Raw genomic sequence first — 25,008 nt, 5'->3', positions numbered from 1 at the left:
CCCTTCCTTCCTCAGGCGTGGAGTGGGAAGAGTGGCGCCCGCCGGTCGTCGTTCGCTCACCCGAGGAGAGATCAATGTGCTGAGGCTGAAGTCCCCTGCCACGGTGATTACCCTGGCGGCGCTGACCGCCCTGGGCCCGCTGGCCACCGACATGTACCTGCCGGCCATGCCGGCCATGGCCGAAGCACTCGACACCGGCCCTGACCAGGTGCAGCTGACGCTGAGTCTGTACATGGCCGGTTTCGCCGCCGCTCAGCTGTTTTGCGGCCCCTTCTCCGACCGCTTCGGACGCAAGCCGGTGATGGTCTTCGGATTCAGCCTGTTCCTGCTGGCCAGCCTGCTGTGCGCCTTCGCCCCGAGCATCGAGTGGCTGCTGGTAGGCCGCTTCCTCCAGGCGCTGGGCGGCGCCACCGGGCCGGTGCTGGGCCGTGCCGCGGTACGGGATATCTACGGCCCCATCGAGGCCGGGCGCATCCTCTCCTACATGGCCAGCACCATGTCGCTGGCCCCGGCACTAGCCCCCATCGTCGGCGCCGGGCTGCTGCTGTTCTGGGGCTGGGAGTCGGTCTTCGTGCTGCTGGCGCTCTACGCGGCGGCGATGCTGCCGCTGCTGATCCTGGCGCTGCCCGAGCCGCTGCCCCCGGAGCGTCGCCAGTCGATCCACCCGGCGGCGATCCTGCGCAATTTTCGTTCGCTGCTGGGTCAGCGCACTTTCATGGGCTACACCCTGACCAACGCGGCGGCCTTTTCCGGCCTGTTCGCCTACCTCTCGGGGTCGTCGTTCGTGCTGATCGAGTTTCTGGGCGTCTCTCCCTTCCAGTACGGGCTGTTCTTCACCCTGATCGTGGCCGGCTTCTTCATCGGCACCCTGCTCAGCGGCCGCTACAGCCATCGCCTGGGCCGCGAGCGGCTGGTCGGCCTGGCCACGCTGATCTGCGCGGCGGGCGGCAGTCTGATGGCGGTGCTGGCCTTCACCGGAGTTTTCTCCGCCTGGGCCGTGGTGGGCCCCCATGTGCTGTTCATGGTTGGCATGGGCGTGCTGATGCCACAATCGATGACCGGAGCCCTGGCCCCCAATCCGCACTGTGCCGGGGCGGCCTCATCGCTGTTCGGTTTCCTGCAGATGACCATCGCCGCGCTGGTGGGCGGTGCGGTGGCGCAGCTGCACGACGGCACCTCACGGACCATGGCGATCGTGGTGGCCTTGGGCGGCCTGCTGGCCGTGGCGAGTTTCCTGGGGCTGGTACGGCCTGCTGAACGAGCTATGGAGGTGAAACAAGCCGAAGGGGTCGAGCCGTGAGTACCGCCTCTCCTCCCCACCGTCTGGTCATCCTGCTGCTGGCCCTGGCCGGTTTCGCCAGCATGGCCTCGATGCGGGTCACCGATGCCATGCTGCCGGCGCTGTCGTACGCCTTCGAGCGCCCGGTGGCCGACGTGGCCCAGAATATCACCCTGTTCGCCATCGCCTACGGGGTGATGCAGCTCGCCTACGGCCCGCTGGGCGACCGCCACGGCACCCTGCGGGTGATCGGCCTGGCCACCCTGGCCTGCGCCCTGGGCGCCCTGGGCTCGGCGCTTTCCGGCTCACTGTCGATGCTGCTGGTGTTCCGCACTCTGACCGGTGCTACCGCCGCTGCGATAATCCCGCTCTCCATGGCCTGGGTGGGCGACAACGTGCCCTATGAGCGGCGCCAGGTGACGCTGGCCCATATGCTCTCCGGTGCGGTGATGGGGTTGATCACCGGCCAGGTGGCGGGCGGTTTCCTGGCCGATACGCTGGGCTGGCAGGCCGCCTTCCATTTCCTGACGGCCCTCTTCCTGCTGGCCGGGGGGCTGCTGTCGGCGATGCTGTATCGCCGCCCCGGTCTCTCTCCGCCCAAGGCGGAGCAGGGCCGCATCGCCTTCGTGTCGCGCCTGCGCGAGATCCTGTTGATCGCCCGGGCGCGGCGCATCCTGGCGCTGGTGTTTCTCGAGGGGATCGCCGCCTTCGGCGCGCTGGCCTTCGTTGCCAGCCATCTCTATGCCCGGCTGGACGTGTCGCTGACCCAGGCCGGGCTGATGGTGGCGCTGTTCGGCGTGGGTGGGCTGATCTTCGCCGCCCTGGCCAGGCCGCTGGTGGCGCACCTGGGCGAGCCGGGCCTGGCCACGGGCGGCGGCGTGCTGATGGGGCTTGGCTTTATCGGGCTGGCACTGGCCACCCAGCCGCTGCTGGCCACCGCCAGCGCCTTCGCCGCCGGGCTCGGCTTCTACATGATGCACAGCACCCTGCAGATCAACGCCACCCAGATGGCGCCCGCCATGCGCGGGACCGCCATGGCGGTGTTTGCCGGCTGCCTGTTCCTCGGCCAGTCGGTGGGGGTAAGCCTGGGAGGGGTGGTGCTGCGCCTGGCCGACAGCCTGTGGCTGCTGGCCGGGGCCGGGGTGTGGCTGCTGGTCCTGGGGCTCGCTTTCGCCTGGCTGCTGCGGCAGTGGCAGGCCGCATGGCCAGGCGGCAAGGCGTCGGCACCCAGTGGCGAGCCACCTCGCGACGGCAGCACGGGAAAGCCCTCCGGCTCGTGAAGCTAACGCCGCAGCGGAGTACACTACGGCCATCTTTCGCCGCTATTTTCGAGACCTTCGATGAGCCCCCACCTGCTGTCCGTCGATTCCCTGTCCCGCGACCACGTTGACCACCTGCTGCGCGTTGCCGCCCGCATGGAGCCCATCGCCCAACGCCGCCAGGTGACCCGAGTGCTGGAGGGCGCCGTGCTCGGCAACCTCTTCTTCGAAGCCAGCACCCGGACCCGGGTCAGCTTCCACGCCGCCTTCTGTCGCCTGGGCGGCAGCGTCTGCGACACCACCGGCTTCACCTTTTCCTCCATGGCCAAGGGTGAGTCGCTCTACGACACCAGCCGGGTGATGAGCGGCTACTGCGACGCCATCGTCATGCGCCACCCGGAACAGGGCTCGGTAGCGGAGTTCGCCGCCGCCACCCACGTGCCGGTGATCAACGGCGGCGACGGCCCCGGCGAGCACCCCAGCCAGGCGCTGCTCGACCTCTACACCATCGACAAGGAGTTCACCCGGCTGAGCAAGCGGCTCGCCGGCGCCCATGTGCTACTCACCGGCGATCTCAAGTACGGTCGCACCGTGCACTCGCTGATCAAGCTGCTGTCGCTCTATGACCCCATGCGCATCACCCTGGTGGCCCCGCCGGGGCTCGAGATGCCCCGCCACCTGATCGACCTGGTCGCCTCCCGCAGCCACCGCGTCGAGGAGCGGGCGAGCCTCGCCGACGACTTCTCCGATGTCGACGTGGTCTATACCACCCGCATCCAGAAGGAGCGCTTCACCGCGGAGATGAGCGAGGGCTTCAGCCTGTCGCGGGACTTCACCGTCGACCGTGCCTTCCTGGACCGGCGCTGCGGCCGCGATACCCTCGTCATGCACCCGCTGCCCCGGGATAGCCGCCCGGAGGCCAACGACCTCGACGTAGACCTCAACGGCGACCCGCGCCTGGCGATCTTCCGCCAGACCGACAACGGCATCCCGGTGCGCATGGCGATCTTCGCCACCCTGCTGCAGGTGGACGAGCTGATCGAGAAGGAGCTTCGCCCGGTGCGCTGGTTCGTGCCCGATCGCCTGGGCGTTGACGACGCCAACTTTTGACCCACGGCACGATGACGGGTATCGCCTATGCTGGGGGAGAACGACATACCCTGACCGATGATCCCGCCAACTCGGAGGCACCCCCCATGAACCTGCATCGCGCCTATCTGTCACTCTGCGGCTTCTACACCCTGCTGGTGGTCATCGGGCTGATCGCGCTGCTGCGCGGCGGCGGCTCCCCGGTGGCGCTGATCCAGCTCGGCGTGGGCAGCGTGGCGGTGATCGGGCTATGGGGGCACACCCTGGGCAAGGGCTTTCTCAACCCGCGGATCTGGCGCCCGCTGGCGGTGCTGCTGGCGATCGGCATCGTCATCCAACTGATCGCGGTGTTCACCGCCTCGCTGTCCAACGCGGCGCTCACCTGGTTCCTCTCCACCGCCATCTTCTCGGTACTGCCGGTCATCGTGCTGTTCCAGTACGGCAAGCGGGACCAGGAGGTATGGGCCACACCGGAGGAGCGCGAGGGGGGCAAGATGCTCGATGACCTGCTGGCCAGTCAGCAGGAGCTGGTCGTGGAAAAGCAGGACGCCGACCGCCAGGCGACCGTGCGGGTCTTCCGGGCCGGGGATGAGTATCGCGCCAGCGTCAGCCGCCGCCGCGGCGAGGAGGGAACCGAAGAGTTCGAGGAGCGCTTCCGCTGCCCGGCCACCCTGGCGTTCTTCATCGAGAAGTTCACCTGCATCTCGGTGGGCGACATCGCCGCCAAGTATCGCGGCGGCGGCGACCCGGACCCGGCATAGCACGGCCGCCGCATTCAGCGCGGCGGCAGCCCCTCCTGACGGGCGAACCAGCTCTCCAGGATCAGCACCGCGGCGATGCCGTCGACCCCATCGTCGCGGTAGCTCTTGCGGGCGTCGCGCAGGCCGTCTGCCTCGCGGGCGATCGCCTTGGCCTCGCGGGTGGAGCCGCGCTCGTCGACCAACTCGCACGGCTTGCCGTAGCGCCCGTAAAGGCGCTTGCCGAACTTGCGTGCGCGCAGACTCATCTCGGACTCCGAGCCGTCCATGTTGAGCGGCAGTCCCACCACGAACAGCTCCGGCCCCCACTCCGCGACCAGGCGCGACACTCGGTTCCAGTCGGGGATGCCGTCGCGGGCCGGCAGCGGCTCCAGGGGGCGGGCGCTGGCGATCATCTCGTTGCCCACCGCCACCCCGATGCGCCGTGTGCCGAAATCGAAGGCCAGGATCAGGCGCTGGCCGGCCATAGCCCCTCCTCGGACCGACATTCGATGCGGCAACGCGACGAACGAAGGTCAGACAAGGCGCTCATAGGCAAGGAAGCGGAGTTTACTTGGGTGTAAATGAGCATTTCTTGTCTCTGAGCAACGCCGTATGACCGAGTGCAGGCCGTTGCAGCGCGAATGTCAGGAGTGGCCCGCTTCCCGCGACATCAGGTTGAGATCCACGCCGAGGATACCGGCGGCGGCACTGAGCCGCTGCTCCGGCGGCACCTCGAAGAGGATGTCGGCACGCCCCTCCACGGTCAGCCAGGCGTTCTCCATCAGCTCATGCTCCAGCTGGCCGGCCTCCCAGCCGGCGCAGCCCAGGCATACCAGGAACTGCCGGGGGCCCTTGCCCGCCGCCAGCGCCTGCAGCATGTCCATGGAGGTGGTCAGGGCGATGTCCTCGGCGACCTGGATGCTGGAGTCCCAGGCATCGCTGGCGCCGCGGTGCAGAATAAAGCCGCGATCCTTGTGTACCGGGCCGCCGTAGTAGACCGGGGCATTGCGGTGCGGGCTCTCATCGGCCTCCAGCTCGAGCTGCTCGAACAGCGCATCCAGGGTGATATCCAGCGGATGGTTGACGATCACGCCCATGGTGCCGTTGTCGTCATGATCGCACAGATAGCTGAGGCTACCGGCGAAGTTGGGGTCTTCCAGGTGCGGCATCGCCATCAGGAAGTGATGTTTCAAGCTTTGCATGAGACTCCCGGGCGGCGGGCCCATGGCCCTACCGCACGCCGTAGTGATTGCCTTGGCCGAACCGCCAGACGCGCGAGATGGAGAGGCTGTCCAGGTCCCCCATACCGCTGTCGAAGGGCCGGTAGGGGGCCGCACCATGCACGGTATCCAGCGCCGCCTGGTCGAGTTCGGGATGTCCTGAGGATTGTATCACCTCTGCCTGACGGAGCTCGCCATCGCGTCCGATCACCACCCGGATGCGCAGCTGACCGTGCAGGTCGCGGGGCGCCGGGTGCACGCGGTTGCCGTAGTCCTCGACGCGGCGGGTCCAGTCATCGATATAGCGCGCCTCGGCGGCGCGGTTGGCGGCCATCCGCGGTGCTTCGTCGGACGGCCCGGCCATGCCGGGGTCGAGGCCCTGCTCGCGGATGCTACGGGTGGCCTGGGCCCTGAGGTCACGCCCCGAGGCCGAGGGCGCGGAGCGCTCCGCCGAGGGGGGGCGCTTTCCTGCGGCTCGGGGAGCGGCTCGGCGTCGCTGGCGAGCGGGTCTGGCGCCTCGACCGCCGGCTCGGGCTCGGGCAGTGCGGCGCTCTCCGGCTCGGCCGGGGAGACCGACGCCGCCTCGCTGCCACTCTCCTCCTGCGCCGGCACCTCCTCCGGGGGCGCGGCCCTCGTCTCGGCGGGCGCCTGCTCCTGCTCTCCGGCGGCCAGCTGGGCGGCCTCGGCGATGGCGTCGGCCTCCACCGGCGCCTCGCGGGGCGCGGTCACCAGCACCACGTCGAGACTGGTCGGCTCGGCCGGCGCCGGTACGAACTGCCGGCTAGCGACCACGCCGATCACCGCCAGGTGCAGCAGCAGCGCGGCCGATACCGCCAGCCAGCGGCGGTAGGGCCGGGTCACCGGGGCGTAGCGGATCGGGTCGCTGATGGAAACCGCCATGCGCAAACAGGCTCCTGTGCCGGGTCTCAGGGGGCCAGGCGACGCGCGATGGCGTCCATCAGCATGCCGGCGATATCGGTGCCGCGCTGATCGTCGATCTCGCGCACGCAGGTGGGGCTGGTGACGTTGATCTCGGTGATGTAATCACCGATCACGTCGAGGCCCACGAACATCAGACCGTACTCGCGGATCATCGGCTGCACCTGTTCGATCAGCCAGTGGTCGCGTTCGGTCAGCTCACGGCTGACGCCCTGGCCGCCGGCGGCCAGGTTGCCGCGGGTCTCGCCCGCCATGGGCACCCGCGCCAGGCCGTAGGGCACCGGTTCGCCGTCCACCAGCAGGATGCGGGTGTCACCGTCCTTGATGGCGGGCAGGTAGCGCTGGGCCATGATCTGGCGGCGGCCGTGCTCGGTGAGAGTCTCGATGATGGCACCGAGGTTGCGCCCGTCCGGCTGGACATGAAAGATGCCGCTGCCCCCCATGCCGTCCAGCGGCTTGAAGATGACGTCGCCGTGCTCGGCGTGGAAGGCGCGCAGCACCGGCTCGCTGCAGGCCACCAGGGTTGGCGCGCAGCACTGGGGGAACTCCTGGGCGAACAGCTTCTCGTTGCAGGTCAGCAGCGCCCGGGTGGGGTTGACCACCAGCACGCCCTCACGCTCGGCGAAGCCCAGCAGGTGCACGGCGTGCAGGAAGTGGTCATCCACCGGCGGGTCCTTGCGCATCAGGATCACATCGAGCTCGGCCAGGGGCCGGCTCTCCGGCGGCCCCAGGGCGTACCAGCGATCGGGGTCGCGGAACGCCGTCAGGTCGCGCATCCGTCCATGGGCGCGGCCGTCCTCGAGGAACAGGTCCTGCTGCTCCAGGTAGTGCAGCGACCAGCCCCTCGCCTGGGCCGCCCACAGCATGGCCAGGGTGGTGTCCTTCTTGTAGGCGAGGTGGGAGATGGGGTCCATCACCACGCCGATCTTCAGCGCGCGTTCGCTCATGGCGTCGGGTTTCCGGTCGGGAGTCGGGATGGGGCCAGTATGCCGGCTAGTCGCCACCGGGCGCCAGCCGGATGCCGGTGGGCTCCAGGGTGATCAGGCGCTGCTTGTAGAGCCGGCCGATGGCCTGCTTGAAGGCGTTCTTGCTGACCCCCAGGCGCGCCTTGATCTCGGCGGCGTCGCTCTTGTCGCCCAGCGGCAGGTAGCCGCCGCTTTCGCGCAGCGCCTTGAGCACCGTCTCGCCCACCACGTCGAGGCGTGCGGCCCCCGGCGGCAGCAGCGAGAGATCCAGACGGCCATCCTCGCGAAGCCGCTTCACGTAGCCGGTTAGACGCTGGCCGCGGCGCAGCGGCCGGGTCACATCATCGCGATAGAGCAGTCCCCAGGCGCGGTGGTCGACCACCGCCTTGAACCCCAGATCGGTCTGCTCGGCGATCACCAGGGTCACCTCGTCACCGGCCGACAGGCCCTCGGCCTGGTCGGAAATAAAGCGGTCGAGCTTCTGGGAGGCGACCGGGCGGCCCTGCTGGTCCTCGTAGATCCTCACCAGCACCCGCTTGCCGGGCGTGGGCCGAAAGCGCTGCTCGCCGTAGGGCAGCAGCAGGTCCTTGGGATGGCCCCAGTCGAGGAAGGCGCCGGTCTCGTTGACGGAGACCACCTCCAGGTAAGCCACCTCGCCCACGGCGCACTTCGGCGCGCGATAGCGCCGGCCGGCGGCGGGGCGGTCGATGCGGCGGTCGCGGGAATCGGACATGACGGGCTCCCTGACAGGTGGGATAAGGTGAAAGTGAGCGCTCACAAATCGCCGAAGCGGAACTGCAGCAGGCTAAGCGCCACCACCGGAGCGGTCTCGGTACGCAGGATGCGCGGGCCCAGCGACAGCGGCGCGAAACCGATGGCCCTGGCGGCCGCGACCTCGGCCTCGGCGAGTCCGCCCTCGGGACCGATCAGCAGAGCCGCCGAGGCGGGCGCTGCGCTGCGCTCGAGCGCCCCGGCACTGCCGGGATGGAGCACCAGCCGCAGGGCCTCGTCGCGGGCGGCCAGCCAGTCGGCCAGGACCCGCGGCGGGTGCACCGGCGGCACCGTGGCACGCCCGCACTGCTCGCAGGCGCTGGCGGCGACCGCCTGCCAGTGGGCGAGCTTCTTGGCCTCGCGCTCGCCCTTGAGGCGCACGTCGCCGTGCTCGGTGTAGAGCGGGGTGATGGCCGCCACGCCGAGCTCGACGGCCTTCTGGATGGCGTAGTCCATGCGATCCCCCTTGGAAATCGCCTGGCCCAGGTGCACCGCCAGGGGTGACTCGCCGCCGCCCGCGCTCACCGCCTCGATGCGCGCCACCACCCGCTTGCGGGAGGCCTCGACGAGAAACGCCTCGGCCTCCCGGCCGGCGCCGTCGAACAGGCGCAGCGGCGCCCCCTCGCCCAGGCGCAGCACGCGGGCCACGTGGCGGGCCGGTCCTTCGGGCAGAACGACGTCGCCGCCGACCTCATAGTCGGCGGCGACGTGGATACGCGGGGCTTTTCGCAGCGTCACGTTAGCGCCACCACGGAGTCACCCCCCCTTACTGGGTGGTCTGCTCGCCCTGCTGCTGGGCCTGCTCGGCCTCGCGCTTCTTCTTCTGGGCGTAGATCGCCTCGAAGTTGACCGGCGCCAGCATCAGGGGCGGGAAACCACCGCGGTTGACCAGGTTGTCGGCGCACTCGCGGGCGTAGGGGAACAGCACGTTGGGGCAGAAGGCGCCCAGGGTGTGATCCAGCTGAGCGCCTTCGATGCCGCTGATGCGGAACAGGCCGGCCTGCTCGATCTCGGCCAGAAAGGAGGTGGTGCCCTCTTCGCTGTGCGTCACCTGGGCGGTGACCTTGATCACCACCTCGTAGAGATCCTCGCCCACCTTCTGGCTGGAGGTATTCAGGTCGAGGCTGACCTTGGGCTTGAACGGCTGCTGGAAGACCGCCGGCGAGTTGGGCGCCTCAAAGGAGATATCCTTGACGTAGATGCGCTGCACGGAGAACTGCAGCTGCGGCTTGTTCTGCTGGTCGGCGGCGGCCTGGCTGTTGCCACCGGCGTTGGGGTTGTTCTCTTCGGCCATGGAAAGAATCCTTTAGAATGCGGAGTGTAACTACTTCTTGACCACCGGCAGACCGTCGGCCTGCCACTGCATCATGCCGCCCTTGAGCTTGAATACCCGGTCAAAGCCGGCCTTGGCCAGCTTGGCCACCGTGGCGCCGGAGCTCTGGCCGCTCTTGCAGACCACGATGATCGGTTTGTCCTTGACCTTCTCCAGCTCGCCCAGGCGCTCGTCGATGCGGCTCTGGGGAATATTGCGTGCCCCGGCGATATGCCCGGCCTTGAAGTCGCCGGCCTCGCGGGTGTCCACGACCACGGCGTCCTCGCGATTGACCAGCTGAGTCGCCTGGGTGGACGTCACGCCGCTGGCCGCGCTGTTGCGGACCTCGTAAACGATCCAGGCGGTCAACACTATCAGGAAGGCACCCACCAGCAGCGGGTGGTTCTGCACGAATTCGAACAGCTGATCGATCATGGGTCCGGAAAACTCTCGTCGGGTACACGGTTGGGGCGATCTGGGCGGCGCCCAGTATACACCAGGTCAAGGCGTCTGACGGCATGGCCCAGGGCACGCCGCTCGGCCATGACGCCCGGCCCTACCGTGCGCTATGATGCCGCAAGCCGAATCAAGTCGCGACCCCAAGCGTACGGAATGGCCGCCTGCCCCTGGTCGGCAGCACCTTCGCCATTGCCGAAGAACGCCCTCGCCGCGGTCGCCCCTACGATAAAGAGGCCCCTTCCGATGCCCGACACCACGACCCAAGCCCCTCGCCCCGTTGCCCTGATCATTCTCGACGGCTACGGCCACAACCCGGACACCGCCAACAACGCCGTGGCCGCGGCCCACACGCCGAACATGGATCGGCTGTGGCAACATCGGCCCCACGCCCTGCTGCACACCGACGGCAAGTACGTGGGCCTGCCCGAGGGGCAGATGGGCAACTCGGAGGTGGGCCACATGAATCTGGGCGCAGGCCGGGTCGTTTACCAGGAGCTCACCCGTATTTCCAAGGCGGTCGAGGAGGGCGAACTGGACGCCATCCCCGCCCTGACCGACGCCATTGATGCCGCGGTCGCCAAGAACAAGGCCGTCCACCTGCTGGGGCTGCTCTCACCGGGCGGCGTGCACAGCCACGAGGATCACTTCCTGGCCATGGCCGAGTTGGCTGCCCGGCGCGGGGCCCGGCGCATCTTCGTGCATGGCTTCCTCGACGGCCGCGACATGCCGCCGCGCAGCGCCCTGGCCTCCATCGAGCGAGTCAATACGCGGCTTGCCGAGCTGGTGGGCAAGGATAACGGCGGCGTGGCCTCGATCATCGGCCGCTATTTCGCCATGGACCGCGACAACCGCTGGGATCGCGTGGAGAAGGCCTATCGACTGCTCACCGAGGGCGTCGGCGAGCACCAGGCCGCCAGCGCCGAGGCGGGGCTGACCGCCGCCTACGAGCGCGGCGAGAACGACGAGTTCGTCGCCGCCACCGCGGTGAACGCCGGCAAGGGGCCGGTGACCCTCGCCGATGACGATGCGGCCATCTTCATGAACTTCCGCGCCGACCGCGCTCGCGAGCTGACCCGCGCCTTCGTCGAGGAGGCCTTCGACGGCTTCGAGCGCCGCGTGCGACCGACCCTTGCCGGCGGCAGCCTGGTCACCCTGACCCAGTACGCCGCCGATATCCCGGCGCCGGCCGCCTTCCCGCCGGCCGACCTGCACAATACCCTGGGCGAGGTGATGGAGAGCCGCGGCCTCACCCAGCTGCGCATCGCCGAGACCGAGAAGTACGCCCACGTCACCTTCTTCTTCTCCGGCGGCCGCGAGGCCGAGTACGAAGGCGAGACCCGGGTCCTGGTGCCCTCGCCCCAGGACGTCAAGACCTACGACGAGAAGCCGGAAATGAGCGCCGCCGAGGTCACCGACAAGCTGGTGGCGGCCATCGAGTCCGACACCTACGACCTGATCGTGTGCAACTACGCCAACGGCGACATGGTCGGCCATACCGGCGACTTCGACGCCGCCGTCAAGGCCATCGAGGCGGTGGACGCCTGCGTCGGGCGTGTAGTGGCGGCCATCGAGAAGGCGGGCGGCGCCTGCCTGATCACCGCCGACCACGGCAACGCCGAGCAGATGGTCAACCCCGACACCGGCGTGGCCCAGACCGCCCACACCACCTTCGAGGTGCCGCTGATCTACGTCGGCTCCGCCTCGGTGCGGCTGCTGGACGACGGCCGGCTGTGCGACATCGCGCCGACCCTGCTGACGATGATGGGCCAGCCGATCCCCGCGGAGATGACCGGCCGGGTGCTGGTCGAACCGGCATGATGCCCGAACGCCAGCGACCATGAGCCACGCCGGACGCCTGCTGCCCCCCCTGGGGGTGGCGCTGCTGAGCCTCGCCCTGACGCTCGGCGGCGGTGGGGCCACCGTGCTGGCCTCCCCAAGCAGCGAGCGCGAGGCGCGCGAGCGGCTCGACGCCATCGGCGCCGACATCCAGTCGCTCAGCCAGCGCCTGCGCGCCACCCGCGAGGAACAGGACGAAGCCTCCCAGGCGCTGCGCCGGGTGGAGACCGAGCTTGCCGAGACCCACCGCCGCCTGGACGACCTCCAGGCCGACCGGCGCCGCCTGGCTGAGGCCATCGACACCCTGGAGACGGAGCGCGCCGCTCTCGAGCAGGAGCGCGACGACCAGGTCGCCGCCCTGCGTACCCAGCTCGACGCCCTCTACCGGCTGGGGCCGAGCCCGCAGCTCAAGCTGCTGCTCAATCAGGACGACCCGGCGCGCCTCGACCGGCTGCAGGCCTACCTCAACTACCTGGCCCGGGCCCGCCACGCCCGGCTCGACGAGATCGCCCGGCTGGATGCCGAGCTGAGCGAGAACCGCCGAGAGCTGCAGGCGCGCGGCGAGCGGATGGATACCCTGGCCGCTGAGCTGGCGGAGCGCAGCAGCGAACTGGCCAGCCGCATGGCCGAGCGCGAGCGTTTGCTGGCCGAGCTGCAGGATCGCTATACCAGCGAGCAGGCACGGCTGGCCGACCTGGGCCGCGATCGCGAGCGGGCCGAACAGACCCTCAAGCAGGTCCAGGAGGAGCTGGCCCGTCTCGAGCGCCCGCCCCCCTCCACCGCCATCGAAGAGACCCAGGGCGATCTGCCCTGGCCGGTGCAGGGAGCAGTGGCCTCGCGCTTTCGCGGCAGCAGCGGCGTGCACCGCAACGGCATCCTGATCGAGGCCCGGGAGGGCACCCCGGTGGCCGCGGTGCACGCCGGCCGGGTGGTCTTCGCCGACTGGATGCGCGGCTTCGGCAACCTGCTGATCCTCGACCACGGCGATCAGGTCATGACCCTGCACGCCCATCTGCAGCGCTTCGAGGTGGAGGTGGGCCAGGCGGTCGCCCGCGGCGACACCCTCGGCAGGGTCGGCGCCAGCGGCGGCCACTCGGCGCCGGCGCTCTACTTCGAAGTGCGCCGTGGCGGCGATCCCATCGATCCCCAGGGCTGGATCGCCCGGCGCTGACGCGGGCTTCCCCAACCTCCCGGCGGCGAGCTATGCTGGACGCCTCGTCTCGCTATCGCGGAGTTCGCATGCCCCTCTGTCTCGCCGGGCTCCTGCCCGCCGCTCCCCGTCGCCTGCTGGCCGCCCTGCTGGCCACGTCGCTCGTCTGGCTGCCGTCGGCCGCCCAGGCGGCCGCACCGGCCGACGACCTGCCGCTGGAGGAGATCCAGACCTTCGCCGAGGTGTTCGAGCGCATCAAGCGTGTCTACGTGGAAGACGTCGACGACCGCACCCTGCTGCGCAACGCCATGCGCGGCATGCTCAGCGAGCTCGATCCCCACTCCGCCTACCTGGACCGCGACGAATTCCAGACGCTGCGCGAGTCCACCCAGGGCGAATTCGGCGGCATCGGCATCGAGGTCGGCCTGCAGGACGGCCAGCTCACGGTGATCACCCCCATCGATGACACCCCCGCCTCCCGGGCCGGCCTGCAGTCCCGGGACCAGATCCTGCGCATCGATGACACCCCCACCGACCGGCTCACGCTGCAGGAGGCGGTGACCCTGATGCGCGGCGAACCGGGTAGCGAGCTGACCCTGACCATCCAGCGGCGCGGCGAGGAGTCGCCGCGCACCCTCACCCTGACCCGCGAGATCATCCGCACCGAGAGCGTGCGCAGCGAGCTGCTGGAAACCGCTTACGGCTACCTGCGCATCAGCCAGTTCCAGAGCCGCACCGCCGATCAGGTGGGCGCCGCCATCGAGCGCATGGAGCGTGAAGGCCCCCTCAATGGCCTGGTGCTGGACCTACGCAACAACCCCGGCGGCGTGCTGCAGGCAGCGGTGGAAGTGGCCGACGCCTTCCTCGACAGCGGCCTGATCGTCTACACCGAGGGCCGCCTGCCCGACGCCGAGATGCGCTTCTCGGCCGGCCGCGACACCGTCGCCCCCGAGGTGCCGCTGGTGGTGCTGATCAACGGCGGCAGCGCCTCGGCGGCGGAGATCGTCGCCGGCGCCCTGCAGGACCAGCATCGGGCGGTGGTGATGGGCACCGAGAGCTTCGGCAAGGGATCGGTGCAGCAGATCATGCCGCTGGGCAACGGCGAAGGGCTCAAGCTGACCACCGCGCTCTACTTCACGCCCAGCGGCCGCTCGATCCAGGCCCAGGGCATCGAGCCCGATGTGGAAGTGGTGCGCGGCCGGGTCGAGGTGACCGAAAGCGGCCGCCAGGTCCGCGAGGCCGACCTGGAAGGCCACCTGCGCTCCCGGGACGACCCCCGCGAGCGACGCGAGATGAGCGAGCGGCTGCGCGAGGACTACCAGCTTTCTGAGGCCCTCAACCTGCTCAAGGCGCTCAACGTGGTCAGCCAGCGCCGCCGTTGATCCCTAACGAATGGTTCTTCGCAGACTGGCGTAAACAGGCTATGTGGGAGGGAGCTTCAGCTCGCGAAGTAGCGCGCAGCGCTACCCATGGGGCGCCTGCGGCGCCTTCGCCCGGCAGAGCCGGCCTCCCACCATCAAACCTGCCAAACATATTCACGCTAAAGTGCGATGAACCTAAAGAATCGGCGAGCGGGATGAAGCGCTTAGCGCCCGCGCAGCCATTTCGTCTCAGCGGCAGGAGGCGGGCAGGCGCCCCCTCTGCCCAATCGCCTGGCGCATCAGCAGCCGCTTGACCGGCGTGAGCCGGTCGACGCCGCTCATGCCCAGGTTGCGGGCCAGGGTCAGCGCCGGGTGGCGGGCACCGAACAGCAGCCGGAAGCCGTCCATCAGCGCCAGCATGGCAGCGTTGTCGCCGCGCCGGCGGCGGGCATAGCGCGCCAGCACCCCCGCCTCACCAATGGCCAGGCCGCGACGCCGCGCGGCCAGCACCTCCTCGGCCAGCACCGCGGCATCCATCAGCCCCAGATTGACCCCCTGGCCGGCCAGGGGATGAATGCTGTGGGCGGCATCGCCCACCAGGGCGAAGCCGCGTCGAGCATAGCGCTCGGCGTGGCGCTGGGTCAGCGGCACCGCCTGGGTGCGGTCCACCACCTCGACCTCGCCCAGACGATGTGCGAAGGCGTCTCCCAGCGCTTCGCCCAACGCCTCTGCCGACAGCGTTGTCAGCCGCTCGGCCTCGGCGGGCGAGGTCGACCAGACGATGGAGCAGTAGCGGTCATCGCCGTCCACGGTCAGCGGCAGGAAGGCCAGCGGGCCGCTCTCCAGGAACACCTGGCGGGCCACGCCGCCATGGGGGCGGGCGGTGCGCACCGTGGTGACCACCGCCACATGGCCGGTGTCCCGGGCGCTGGCCTCGATGCCGGCCAGGGTGCGCAGCGGCGAGCGCGCCCCGTCGGCGGCCACCACCAGCGGCGCCGCCAGCCGGCGGCCATCCTCCAGCGCCACCTCGCACCCGCCGGGGGTCTCGTCGAGGCCGGCGACCCGGGCCGAGAACTCCAGCGTCACCGAGGGCAGGGCCACCAGCCGCGCCTCCAGCGCCGCCAGCACCAGGTCGTTCTCGACGATATGCCCTAGCACCGGCACCCCGGCCTGATCCGCCGAGAACGCCACCTCGCCACTCCCCTGGGCATCCCACACCCGCATGCGGCGATAGGGCGTCACCCGCCTGCCGCGCATCCACTCCCAGGCCCCCAGGCCCTCGAGCAGGCGCTGCGAGACCGGGGTCAGGGCGCTGACCCGCATGGCGGGCCGGCCCCGGCCCACCCGTTCGGCGTCCAGCAGCGCCGGACGCGCATCCAGCAGGGTGACGGCGACGCCCGCCTGGCCCAGCAGCGCGGCCAGCGCCGCCCCCACCATGCCGCCGCCGACGATGATCGCCTCGCAGCGCTGACTCTCCTGACCGGCTTGCGCCATGCCGTCCCCTCCGTGATGTGTCTGCATGTCAGCGCTCCAGGCCCATGGCGCGGCGCGCCAGGCTGCGGCGCAGCGGCCCCGCCAGATTGAGGCCCACCAGCCCCGCGGCTCGCGCGTGGGAGAGCAGCGGGTGGTCGATGCCGAACAGCCGTACCAGGCCGTCGCTGAAGCGAACAACGCTGTGGCGATCGGCGAACCGACGCGCCTCGAAGTCGCCCAGGGTCGCGAGGGAGCCGAGCGCTTCCCCCTCCGCCAGGGCCTGCTCCAGAGCCGCCACCAGGTCCGTCACCCCGCGCAGGGCGAGGTTGAAGCCCTGCCCGGCTACCGGGTGCAACGCATGGGCGGCATTGCCCAGCACCGCCAGCCCGGGGCGCACCGTCTCCCGGGCGGTGACCAGCGTCAGCGGGTAGGCGTGGCGGCTGCCCACGCGGCGAAAGCGCCCGGCGCGGTCGCCGAAGGCGCGCTGCAGCTCGACCAGGAAGTCGCCGTCGCTCTGGGCCAGGCGCGCCGCCTCCATACCGCTGGGATGGGTCCAGACCAGCGCCATCCGCTGACCCGACAGCGGCAGCAGGGCGATGGGCCCGTCGCGGGTGAAGCGCTCGAAGGCGGTGCCGCCGTGGGGGCGACTCACCTCGACGTTGGCGATCAGCGCCACCTGGTCATAGGGCGCCTCTTCGCTGGCGATGCCCAGGCGCTCCTTGAGACCGGAGCGGCCGCCATCGGCCAGTACCGTTAGACCGGCCCGCAGCTCTCCGCCGTCGGAGAGCATCAGGCGATGCCCCTCGGCTTCCGGGACGATGGCCTCCACCCTGGCCGGGCAGTGCCACGCCAAGGGCAGCGCCGCCAGGCGACGATGCAGCACGCGCCCCATCCAGGCGTTGGGAATGACGTAGCCCAGGGCCTCCTGACCGAGCTCCTCGGCCAGGAGCCGGGTCACCCCCAGCCGCCCCCGCTCGCTGACATGAATCCGGCGTATCGGCGCGGCCTGCTCGGCCATGGCGTCCCACAGTCCCATGTCCCGAAAGCGCTCCGCCGAGCCCTGAGCGATGGCGCTGGAGCGGGCATCGAAGCTCGGCTGCCAGGCACTGTCGGCCAGCTCGCCCATGGGCGAGGCCTCGATCACCGCCACCGACAGCCCATGGCGCTCGATCAGAGGCGCCAGGCAGACGGCCAGGCTGGCACCGACCAGGCCGCCGCCGATGATGGCGATATCCACCGGGCGCGGGGGCGCGGGGCTCATACCCGCTCTCCCTGGCAGGCATAAAAGCCGGCCGATTCGTAATGTAAATTACGTAACATAACTCTGGCTTCCTTTGCGCTGATCATTTCCTGGCCATCAGGGCCTCGATATCTTCGACCCGCTTGGGCACCCCCTCGCTGAGCACCTCGTGGCCCTCCGGGGTGACCGCCACATCGTCCTCGATGCGAATGCCGATGCCGCGGTAGGGCGCCGGGATCTCCGCCTCGTCGGGAACGTAGAGCCCCGGCTCGACGGTCAGCACCATGCCCGGCGCCAGCGCCCTGGGCTCGCCCGCCAGGCGATAGGCGCCGACATCGTGAACGTCCAGCCCCAGCCAGTGGGAGGTGGAGTGCGGATAGAAGCGCTTGATGCTGTCGTCATCGACGTGCGCCTGGACCTCGCCCTCGAGCAGCCCCAGCCGTATCAGCCCGGCGGTGAGGTCGTGAACCACACCGGCGTGGATCTCGGCCAGGGTGACGCCGGGTTTCACCGCCGCCACGGCACGCTCCTGAGCCGCCAGCACCACCTCGTAGAGGGCCCGCTGGGCCTCGCTGAAGCGCCCGCCCACCGGGAAGGTGCGGGTGATGTCACCGGCATAGAGGTCGAACTCGGCGCCGGCGTCGATCAGCACCAGCTCGCCGTCGCGCAGGGCATCGCGATTCTCGATGTAGTGCAGCACACGGCCGTTGTGCCCGCCACCGACGATGCTGGCGTAAGCCGGGCCACTGCCGCCCTGCCAGCGAAACTCGTGTTCCAGCTCGGCCTGCAGGTGGTACTCGCCAAGCCCCGGGCGGGCGGCGCGCATGGCACGCGCATGGGCACGGGCCGAGATCCGTGCCGCATGACGCATCAGCGCCAGCTCGCTCTCGCTCTTGATCAGGCGCGCCTCATGGATCAGCGGCGAGACCTCGACTAGCGCCTCGGGCGGCCGCGCCCCGCGGCGCACCTTCGCCGCCAGGGCGGTGCGTACCTCCTCGGCGGTGGCCATCGCCTCGGCGCTGTCCAGCGGCAGATAGAGGGTGGTGCGGCCATCCAGCAGCGACTCGAGTCGCGCGTCGCGCTCGGCGTTCTCGAAGGCCTGATCGAGGCCGTGCTCGCGCACCGCGCCCTCGGCGCCCAGGCGACGCCCGGTCCAGGTCTCCAGGGCCGGGTCGCGGTCCTGGCAGAACAGTACGCTCTCTCCCTCGGCGCGTCCCGGCAGCAGCAGCAGCAGGGCATCGGGCTCGGCAACGCCGGTGAGGTAGTGGAAGTCGCTGTCCTGGCGGAAGGGATACTCGCTGTCCCGCGAGCGGGTGACCAGCGCGGCACCGGGCAGCAGGACCGCGCTGTCGGCGGGCAGGGCGGCCATCAGGGCGCGGCGGCGTGACAGGTACTCCGCATTGGTGACGGGGGCGGGACGGGGCAGGGGATCAGGCAGCATCGCGGCTCCTTGGCAATGAACGGGGACATCAGTGGCGGGTCGGCTCGCTGGACTCCACCTGCGGCTGGCCCGGGTGCTGCTCGGTGTAGAGCAGCATGGCGGCCATCCGCGCATGCTCGGTGAGGGCAAAGAGGTCGTTCTCGTTCTCGGCGCTCTCCTCCAGGTCGGTCTCCATGGCGGCCAGAGCCGACAAATCCTCCAGCGCCTCGCGCAGCGGCGCCGACCAGCGCTGGCGGGGGGCCTCGCCGGCCTCCTCGACCACCTCCAGGAAGCCCAGGGTCCAGTCGCGCAGGCCACGGGCGCGTTCGGCGAGGGAGTAGAGCTCATCGGGCAGCAGCGGCTCGTAGTTCAAGGCGCTGTCGGCCAGGGCCTCCAGGGCCTGGCGGCGCCAGGCCAGCAGCGCCTCGGCGCTGTCGCGATCGCGAGGCTGCTCGACCCCAAGGTCCAGGCAGACGGCTTCCAGCCAGTCGGCGGCGCTGAGGTCGTTGAGCGCCAGGCCGGCACACAGCCGGCCGTCGAGAAAGGCCGGGGACTGCATGCTGCCATGCAATAAAAACAGGTCGGCGATGGTCGAGAAATCCGGACGTTCATCGATCGTGGACATGTTGACTTCCGTAGTGGCAGGAGACGCAGAGCGACGCTCGCGGCGCGTTGACCGCCCACAAGCGGCTCTCTTATAGTGATTCGTGGTCGAACGACGCTTTGGGCACTGTCTAAGCTAAGCCTAAGCGAACGCCACGCCAGTGCAGGCAGTTCTAGCAGCCTGTCGGATTTGACCGATCGTCGCGAGAAAACCGGATTTCGTAGCAGGTCAGCGTTAAGTTCGACAGGCTGCTAGACAGCTCTCTCCAGGATGTTAACGTATCGGGACACCCCATGGCCCGCACCGGAGCCCTCATGAGCGATGCTTCCCGCCCCACCGCCGAGATCACCCTGCTGGGTCGGCACTATGTGATCGCCTGCAATCCCGGCGAGGAGCACAAGCTGGATCGCGCCGCCCGCTACCTGGATCGCGCCATGCACGGTATCCACGCCCAGAACAACCTGCTGGGCAGCGAGCGGATCGCCATCATGGCAGCGCTGAACATCGCCCACGAGCTGCTCGAGGCACTGGACGAGCGGCGCAGCGGCGAGCAGAGCCTGGACCGGCTGAGCGAGCGGCTCGAGCAGGCGTTGGCCGGTGGCCCGGCCCCGGGACAGACACCCTGCGAATGACATTGGACGTCACCGCCAGCTCTGATACGATGAAGGTGTTCCCTGGGGTGTTGGCCAGTCGTTATAGTCCCTCGAGCCTATGCGCAATACCCAGGGCGGCCAATAGCTAGCCGGACCCGTGTGCATGTCCGTGCGACGGAAAGCCTGACGGTTCGGCTGCGGCCACCCACCTTGAACCAAGGGTTCAAGGGCCAGAACGACAGCGGCACTCTGGGGAACCCCACGCATCATGTGCAGCCTGCTAGCCCCTCTCGACTTCGACACCCGCGACGACTCCCCGAACGCCCGCCGGCGCCTGCGCCAGGCCCTGCGTCGCCGCCGCCGCGCCCTCGAGCCGTTACAACAGCGCCAGGCCGCCCAGGCCCTGTGTCGCCGGCTGCGCCGGCTGCCCGAGCTGCAGCGCGCCCGCCGAGTGGCCCTCTATCTGCCCAACGACGGCGAGATCGACCCCCGGCCGCTGATCCCGTGGCTCGCAGAGCGCGGCGCCCGGGTCTACCTGCCGGTGCTCAAGCCGCTCACTCACAACGCCCTATGGTTCGTTCACTACCATCAGGGCACGCCGATGGTGCGCAACCGGTTCGGCATCGCCGAGCCCGACACCCGCCACGGCGCGCACCGGGCCCGGCGCCTGGCGGCCTGGGCGCTGGACGTGATCCTGCTGCCGCTGGTGGGCTTCGACGAAACCGGCCAGCGCCTGGGCATGGGCGGCGGCTTTTACGACCGCAGCCTGGCCTTCACCCGCCGGCCGGGGCCCCGTCCACGGCTGATCGGCCTGGCCCACGAGTGCCAGCGGGTCGCCCGGCTGCCGAGCGCGTCCTGGGACGTGCCGCTGGATGCCATCGCCAGCGACGCCCGCCTCGTCAGGCCCTGACGCTGAGCCCGTAACGCAAACGACCGGCCGGTGCTCTGCACCGGCCGGTCGTTTCGGTTGCTGCATCTGATCATGGCACTGATGGCCGACTCAGCTACCCGCCAGCGCCTGGGCATAGCCGGTCACCACGACGCCGATGCCGAAGGCCAGCACCAGTGCCATGACCAGATCGGGCTTGCGCTTCATTGCCTGCTCCCTGGTAATGCGTCCGCCGCAGCGGAGTGTGAACGATTTCGCACATAGCACGTGCAGCGACGACTATAGGGGCTTGGGCGCCCGGCTGACAACCGCTGGTGCTCAACGATTACGCCTTGAAATGCTCGCCATTTCTCGCCTTTGGCGTGAGTCAGCGCTTACCCTGCGCGGTTCAGGCCATGAACAGCCGATAGGCCGAGTTGTCGGACTCCTTCCAGTAGCGATAGCCGATCTCGTCGAAGTGCTCCTCCACGTGGCAACGATCCCCATTGGGTATCTGCATGCCCACCAGCACCCGGCCGTACGCTGCCCCGTGGTTGCGGTAGTGGAACAGCGAGATGTTCCAGTCGTGGGGCAGGTGGGTGAGGAAGTTCATCAGCGCCCCGGGGCGCTCGGGGAACTCGAAGCGGTAAACCTCTTCGTCGAAGTGCTCCTTGGGGCGACCGCCGCCGAGGTGGCGAATATGCAGCTTGGCCAGCTCGTTGTCGGTGAGATCCTCTACCGGATAGCCGGCATCGCGCAGCTTGTCGATCACCGCCTGGCGGTCCTCACCGCCGGGCTTAACCTGGACGCCGACGAAGATATGCGCCGCGTCCGGATCGGCGTAGCGGTAGTTGAACTCGGTGACCATGCGCTTGCCGATGGTCTTGCAGAATTTCTTGAAGCTGCCGGGCTTTTCGGGAATCGTCACGGCGAGGATCGCCTCGCGCTGCTCCCCCAGCTCGGTACGCTCGGCGATATGCTGCAGCCGGTCGAAGTTGGTGTTGGCGCCGGAGTTGATGCACAGCAACGTCTGTCCCTCGGCGCCGGTCTGCTGGATGTACTTCTTCAGCCCCGCCAGGGAGAGGGCCCCTGAGGTTTCCGAGACCGCCCGGGTATCGTCGAAGATGTCCTTGACCGCCGCACACATCTCGTCGGCGTTGACGGTGATCACCCCGTCGACCAGCTCGCGGACGATGGAGAAGGGCACCTCGCCGATCTGCGCCACCGCCACCCCTTCCGCGAAGACTCCCACCTGGTCGAGCACCACCCGCTCGCCGGCCTCCAGGGCCGCCTTGAGGCAGGCGCTGTCCTCGGCCTCGACGCCGATCACCTTGACCTCGGGACGCAGGTACTTGACGTAGGCCGCCACCCCGGCGATCAGCCCGCCGCCGCCCACCGGCACGAAGATGGCGTCCAGCGGCCCGGCGTGCTGATGGAGGATCTCCATGGCCACGGTGCCCTGGCCGGCGATGACGTCGATATCGTCGAAGGGCGGAATGTAGGTGTAGCCGTGCTCCTCGATCAGCTCCCGGGCGTGCGCGGCAGCAGCGGCAAAGGCGTCACCCTTGAGCACGACCTTGGCGCCCCGGGCGCGCACGGCGGCCACCTTGATCTCGGGGGTGATGCGCGGCATCACGATCACCGCCTTGACCCCCATCTGCTTGGCCGCCATGGCCAGGCCCTGGGCGTGGTTGCCCGCAGACGCCGCGATGACGCCCTTGGCCTTCTGCTCCTCGGTCAGCTGGGCCATCTTGTTGTAGGCGCCGCGGATCTTGAAGGAGTGGACCGGCTGCAGGTCCTCGCGCTTGATCAGGATGGTGTTGTGAAAGCGGCGGGAGAGGAAGGGGGCCGGGGAGATCGGCGTTTCCCGGGCGGCCTCGTAGACCCGGGCCTGGAGAATCTTCTTGACGGTGGCTTCTAGCATCCTGATATCCCAGAGGAGTGACGCGAAGGGCTGTGCTGCAGTGCAGAGAACCCCTATTGGTAGCATTCCCGACGGCATGGCGTCCAGCGCAGCCCCGGTAAGATAAGGGTCGTCGCTGCTGTGCTTGGCGAGGGACGCCGGGGGCAGGCCAAAGAGGAGGTCCGATTCCAGGGGTGAGGAGCACTGCTCCGAACGGGCTGGCCATGGATGGCCAGCACCGGACCTGCAAGCGGAGCGGGACGCGAGAGCGCAGCAGGGAATCGGTAGCGTACAAGGAGGTATTCACAGCGCCTCCTCGGCGGTCCGGCGCTCCGGGGCCTGCCGACGGATCAGTCCCGAGCGATGCTGCTACCTGCGATCGTTCTGCCTGCGGGACACTCGCCATCAAGCCCGCTTTGCCGACTCGGGGGGCAGGGCTATCCCGGGCGCACCCTCCGCCATGCCATCGGCAGAGCGGCCCGGCTGGCCTATAATGGCGCCCGATTCCCATCCATCCGCCACCTGAGAGCGACCCCATGACCCAGGACGAACTGAAGGACGCCGTCGCCGCCGCCGCCATCGACGAGATCGCGCCCTGGCTCGAGCGCGACACCGTGCTCGGCATCGGCACCGGCTCCACCGCCAACCGCTTCATCGACCGCCTGGCCAAGCTGCGCGACGACTTCAGGGGCGCCGTGGCGAGCTCCGAGGCCAGCGCCGAGCGGCTGCGCGGTCACGGCATCGAGGTGTTCGAGCTCAACAGCGTAGGCAGCGTGCCCTTCTACATCGACGGCGCCGACGAAGTGAACGCTCACCTACACATGATCAAGGGCGGCGGGGCGGCCCTGACCCGGGAGAAGATCGTCGCCGCCTGTGCCGAGCGCTTCATCTGCATCGCCGACGCTTCCAAGAAGGTCGAGCGCCTGGGGGAGTTCCCGCTGCCGGTGGAGGTCATCCCCATGGCGCGCTCCTACGTGGCCCGGGAACTGGTCAAGCTGGGCGCCGACCCGGTCTACCGCGAGGGCGTGGTCACCGACAACGGCAACCAGATCATCGACTGCTTCGAGTTCCCCATCGATGACCCGGTGGCCATGGAGGCGCGCATCAACGCCATCGTCGGCGTGGTCACCAACGGCCTGTTCGCGGCCCGCGGCGCCGACGTGCTGCTGCTGGGCAGCGAGAGCGGCGTCGAGCGGCTGACGCCGGCCTGACAACAACAGTAAGCACTCACTCACCCCAACAGTCGCGACAGCCCCGCCAGGGTGCGCACCAGGGCGCCGCGATTGGCGGCGATCACCGCCTGGCCAGCCTCGGCCAGGCGGTGGCGCTCCGGCTCATCGTCGAACAGCGCCAGAAGCACATGGCCCAGCGCCTCGGCGTCGCCGACCTCCACCAGAGCATCGGCATCGCGCAGGGTGGCCGCCACCTCCTCGAAATTGGCCAGCGCCGGGCCGGTGAGCACCGGCACGCCCATGGCCGCTGGCTCCAGCAGGTTGTGTCCGCCCACCGGCACCAGGCTGCCGCCGACGAAGGCCAGATCGCCGACCCCGTAGAGCGTGAGCAGCTCTCCCATGGTGTCACCCAGATAGACCGCGGTCGCCGGGCCCGGCCACTCATCACGGGAGCGCCGCGCCACGGCCAGGCCCCGCTCGGCGCACAGCGCCGCCACCGTCTCGAAGCGCTGGGGGTGGCGCGGCACCAGGATCAGCAGGGCCTCGGGGTAGTGCGCACGCAGCCGAGCATGCACCGCCAGCAGCAGCTCGTCCTCGCCCGGGTGGGTGGAGCCCGCCACCCAGATGGGACGCGCCCCCAGCCGGGTGCACAGCTGCCGGCTCTGGGCCAAGGCGACGGGGTCCGGCGACAGGTCATACTTCAGCGAGCCCACGACTTCGCTGCGCTCGGTGGCCATGCCCAGCGCCCTAAAGCGTTCGGCATCGGCCGCGGACTTGGCCGCCAGCCAGTCGACGTGGCTCAGCGCCTCGACCATCAGCGGCCTCAGCCGGCGGTAGCCGCGAAAGGCGCGGGGCGAGAGGCGCCCGTTGACCACGGCCACCGGCACCCCGCGACGGTCGCAGGCAGCCAGCAGATTGGGCCACAGCTCGGTCTCGAAGAGGATCGCCAGCGCCGGGGCGAGCCGGTCGATGAAGCGGCGCGCCGCACCGGGAAAGTCCAGCGGAACGAAGTGATGGCTCACTTCGCCGCCAGCCCCCGACTGGACGAGGCGATCGGCCAGCGCCGCCGCCCGCTCGGCGCCGGTGGCGGTCATAGTGGTGATCACCAGACGATGGCCGGGATAGCGCTCCAGCAGCGCCTCGATCAGCGGACGGGCGGCCAGCACCTCGCCCACCGAGGCGCAGTGCAGCCAGAGGGTTCGCCCGCGTTCGGGCGAGGGCGTCAGCAGCCCCAGCCGCTCCCGCCGAGGATGAGTGGGCACTTGCTCACGCCAGACGCGCCGCCAGATCAGCGGCGACAGCAGATAGAGCGCCGCCGAGTAGAGGCGCCTCGCCCAGGGTCGCCCAGTGCGCAC

Annotated in this window: 24 protein-coding genes and 1 other RNA gene; 11 read left to right on the top strand and 14 right to left on the bottom strand. The window is 69.6% G+C overall.

Features of this window, described 5'->3' with window-relative positions:
* Positions 1 to 76 precede the first annotated feature (76 nt).
* From ACZIYR_RS00205 to ACZIYR_RS00190, 4 genes are all read left to right on the top strand, one after another.
* The gene (locus ACZIYR_RS00205; RefSeq protein ID WP_483527798.1) at positions 77 to 1,300 is read left to right on the top strand and encodes a multidrug effflux MFS transporter; all 1,224 of its coding nucleotides are present in this window, start codon (positions 77 to 79) and stop codon (positions 1,298 to 1,300) included.
* A complete protein-coding gene (locus ACZIYR_RS00200) occupies positions 1,297 to 2,559 on the top strand; it encodes an MFS transporter (RefSeq protein WP_483527797.1) in 1,263 nt (420 codons plus the stop codon). Before ACZIYR_RS00205 ends, ACZIYR_RS00200 begins: the two co-directional genes overlap by 4 nt.
* A 60-nt stretch (positions 2,560 to 2,619) precedes the next feature.
* Positions 2,620 to 3,648, top strand: coding sequence for an aspartate carbamoyltransferase (gene pyrB, locus ACZIYR_RS00195; protein WP_483527796.1), 1,029 nt, complete (start codon positions 2,620 to 2,622; stop codon positions 3,646 to 3,648).
* Positions 3,649 to 3,734: 86 nt separating this feature from the next.
* Positions 3,735 to 4,388: a hypothetical protein gene (locus ACZIYR_RS00190; protein ID WP_483527795.1), complete on the top strand. Its 654-nt coding sequence runs from the start codon at positions 3,735 to 3,737 to the stop codon at positions 4,386 to 4,388.
* Positions 4,389 to 4,402: 14 nt separating this feature from the next.
* Here the strand turns inward: ACZIYR_RS00190 and ruvX are convergent, their stop codons facing one another.
* The 8 genes from ruvX to ACZIYR_RS00150 form a co-directional block, all read right to left on the bottom strand.
* Positions 4,403 to 4,852, bottom strand: coding sequence for a Holliday junction resolvase RuvX (gene ruvX / locus ACZIYR_RS00185; protein WP_483527794.1), 450 nt, complete (start codon positions 4,850 to 4,852; stop codon positions 4,403 to 4,405).
* Between the two features lie 159 nt (positions 4,853 to 5,011).
* On the bottom strand, positions 5,012 to 5,569 hold the full coding sequence (locus ACZIYR_RS00180; protein ID WP_473031938.1) for a YqgE/AlgH family protein: 558 nt from the start codon (positions 5,567 to 5,569) through the stop codon (positions 5,012 to 5,014).
* A 28-nt stretch (positions 5,570 to 5,597) separates the two neighbouring features.
* A complete protein-coding gene (locus tag ACZIYR_RS00175) occupies positions 5,598 to 5,951 on the bottom strand; it encodes an energy transducer TonB (protein WP_473031937.1) in 354 nt (117 codons plus the stop codon).
* Positions 5,952 to 6,513: 562 nt separating this feature from the next.
* A complete protein-coding gene (gshB, locus tag ACZIYR_RS00170; protein WP_483527793.1) occupies positions 6,514 to 7,473 on the bottom strand; it encodes a glutathione synthase in 960 nt (319 codons plus the stop codon).
* A 46-nt stretch (positions 7,474 to 7,519) separates the two neighbouring features.
* A complete protein-coding gene (locus tag ACZIYR_RS00165) occupies positions 7,520 to 8,224 on the bottom strand; it encodes a CvfB family protein (RefSeq protein WP_483527792.1) in 705 nt (234 codons plus the stop codon).
* Positions 8,225 to 8,265: 41 nt separating this feature from the next.
* Entirely contained in the window at positions 8,266 to 8,994 is a 729-nt protein-coding gene (locus tag ACZIYR_RS00160) for a 16S rRNA (uracil(1498)-N(3))-methyltransferase (protein ID WP_483529031.1), read from the bottom strand.
* Between the two features lie 34 nt (positions 8,995 to 9,028).
* On the bottom strand, positions 9,029 to 9,556 hold the full coding sequence (secB, locus tag ACZIYR_RS00155; RefSeq protein ID WP_473031929.1) for a protein-export chaperone SecB: 528 nt from the start codon (positions 9,554 to 9,556) through the stop codon (positions 9,029 to 9,031).
* 30 nt (positions 9,557 to 9,586) lie between these two features.
* Complete coding sequence (locus tag ACZIYR_RS00150; protein ID WP_473031928.1) at positions 9,587 to 10,009, bottom strand: rhodanese-like domain-containing protein; 423 nt, start codon at positions 10,007 to 10,009, stop codon at positions 9,587 to 9,589.
* A 267-nt stretch (positions 10,010 to 10,276) separates the two neighbouring features.
* Between ACZIYR_RS00150 and gpmI the strand changes: the two genes are divergently transcribed.
* The 3 genes from gpmI (at position 10,277) to ACZIYR_RS00135 (ending at position 14,401) form a co-directional block, all read left to right on the top strand.
* Entirely contained in the window at positions 10,277 to 11,851 is a 1,575-nt protein-coding gene (gene gpmI / locus ACZIYR_RS00145) for a 2,3-bisphosphoglycerate-independent phosphoglycerate mutase (RefSeq protein ID WP_483527791.1), read from the top strand.
* A 19-nt stretch (positions 11,852 to 11,870) separates the two neighbouring features.
* Positions 11,871 to 13,040, top strand: a complete 1,170-nt coding sequence (locus ACZIYR_RS00140) for a murein hydrolase activator EnvC family protein (RefSeq protein WP_483527790.1) — start codon at positions 11,871 to 11,873, stop codon at positions 13,038 to 13,040.
* A gap of 68 nt (positions 13,041 to 13,108) precedes the next feature.
* A complete protein-coding gene (locus ACZIYR_RS00135; RefSeq protein ID WP_483527789.1) occupies positions 13,109 to 14,401 on the top strand; it encodes a S41 family peptidase in 1,293 nt (430 codons plus the stop codon).
* 228 nt (positions 14,402 to 14,629) lie between these two features.
* On the opposite strand, the gene ACZIYR_RS00130 is transcribed toward ACZIYR_RS00135, so the two are convergent.
* From ACZIYR_RS00130 to ACZIYR_RS00115, 4 genes are all read right to left on the bottom strand, one after another.
* Complete coding sequence (locus ACZIYR_RS00130; RefSeq protein ID WP_483527788.1) at positions 14,630 to 15,901, bottom strand: UbiH/UbiF/VisC/COQ6 family ubiquinone biosynthesis hydroxylase; 1,272 nt, start codon at positions 15,899 to 15,901, stop codon at positions 14,630 to 14,632.
* Position 15,902: 1 nt separating this feature from the next.
* On the bottom strand, positions 15,903 to 17,114 hold the full coding sequence (gene ubiH, locus ACZIYR_RS00125; protein WP_483527787.1) for a 2-octaprenyl-6-methoxyphenyl hydroxylase: 1,212 nt from the start codon (positions 17,112 to 17,114) through the stop codon (positions 15,903 to 15,905).
* A gap of 82 nt (positions 17,115 to 17,196) precedes the next feature.
* The gene (gene pepP / locus ACZIYR_RS00120; RefSeq protein ID WP_483527786.1) at positions 17,197 to 18,534 is read right to left on the bottom strand and encodes a Xaa-Pro aminopeptidase; all 1,338 of its coding nucleotides are present in this window, start codon (positions 18,532 to 18,534) and stop codon (positions 17,197 to 17,199) included.
* A 28-nt stretch (positions 18,535 to 18,562) separates the two neighbouring features.
* Positions 18,563 to 19,138 (bottom strand): UPF0149 family protein, encoded by a 576-nt coding sequence (locus ACZIYR_RS00115; protein ID WP_483527785.1) that lies wholly within the window; start codon positions 19,136 to 19,138, stop codon positions 18,563 to 18,565.
* 293 nt (positions 19,139 to 19,431) lie between these two features.
* On the opposite strand from ACZIYR_RS00115, the gene ACZIYR_RS00110 reads away from it, so the two are divergent.
* From ACZIYR_RS00110 to ACZIYR_RS00100, 3 genes are all read left to right on the top strand, one after another.
* On the top strand, positions 19,432 to 19,749 hold the full coding sequence (locus ACZIYR_RS00110; RefSeq protein ID WP_473031921.1) for a cell division protein ZapA: 318 nt from the start codon (positions 19,432 to 19,434) through the stop codon (positions 19,747 to 19,749).
* A 36-nt stretch (positions 19,750 to 19,785) separates the two neighbouring features.
* Positions 19,786 to 19,970, top strand: a non-coding RNA gene (ssrS, locus tag ACZIYR_RS00105) — 6S RNA.
* An 8-nt stretch (positions 19,971 to 19,978) separates the two neighbouring features.
* Positions 19,979 to 20,620, top strand: a complete 642-nt coding sequence (locus tag ACZIYR_RS00100) for a 5-formyltetrahydrofolate cyclo-ligase (protein WP_483527784.1) — start codon at positions 19,979 to 19,981, stop codon at positions 20,618 to 20,620.
* Positions 20,621 to 20,987: 367 nt separating this feature from the next.
* Here ACZIYR_RS00100 and ilvA read toward each other — a convergent pair whose 3' ends face one another.
* Positions 20,988 to 22,502 carry a threonine ammonia-lyase, biosynthetic gene (ilvA, locus tag ACZIYR_RS00095; protein WP_483527783.1) on the bottom strand — a complete coding sequence of 505 codons (1,515 nt, stop codon included), beginning with the start codon at positions 22,500 to 22,502 and terminating at the stop codon, positions 20,988 to 20,990.
* A 515-nt stretch (positions 22,503 to 23,017) separates the two neighbouring features.
* Between ilvA and rpiA the strand changes: the two genes are divergently transcribed.
* Positions 23,018 to 23,692 (top strand): ribose-5-phosphate isomerase RpiA, encoded by a 675-nt coding sequence (rpiA, locus tag ACZIYR_RS00090; protein ID WP_473031918.1) that lies wholly within the window; start codon positions 23,018 to 23,020, stop codon positions 23,690 to 23,692.
* A 20-nt stretch (positions 23,693 to 23,712) separates the two neighbouring features.
* On the opposite strand, the gene waaA is transcribed toward rpiA, so the two are convergent.
* Positions 23,713 to 25,008: a lipid IV(A) 3-deoxy-D-manno-octulosonic acid transferase gene (gene waaA, locus ACZIYR_RS00085; protein WP_483527782.1), complete on the bottom strand. Its 1,296-nt coding sequence runs from the start codon at positions 25,006 to 25,008 to the stop codon at positions 23,713 to 23,715.

The organism is Billgrantia sp. NRB1, from assembly GCF_056921725.1.
The sequence above is the reverse complement of the archived record's forward strand: the minus strand, read 5'-3'. Positions and strand labels throughout refer to the sequence as shown.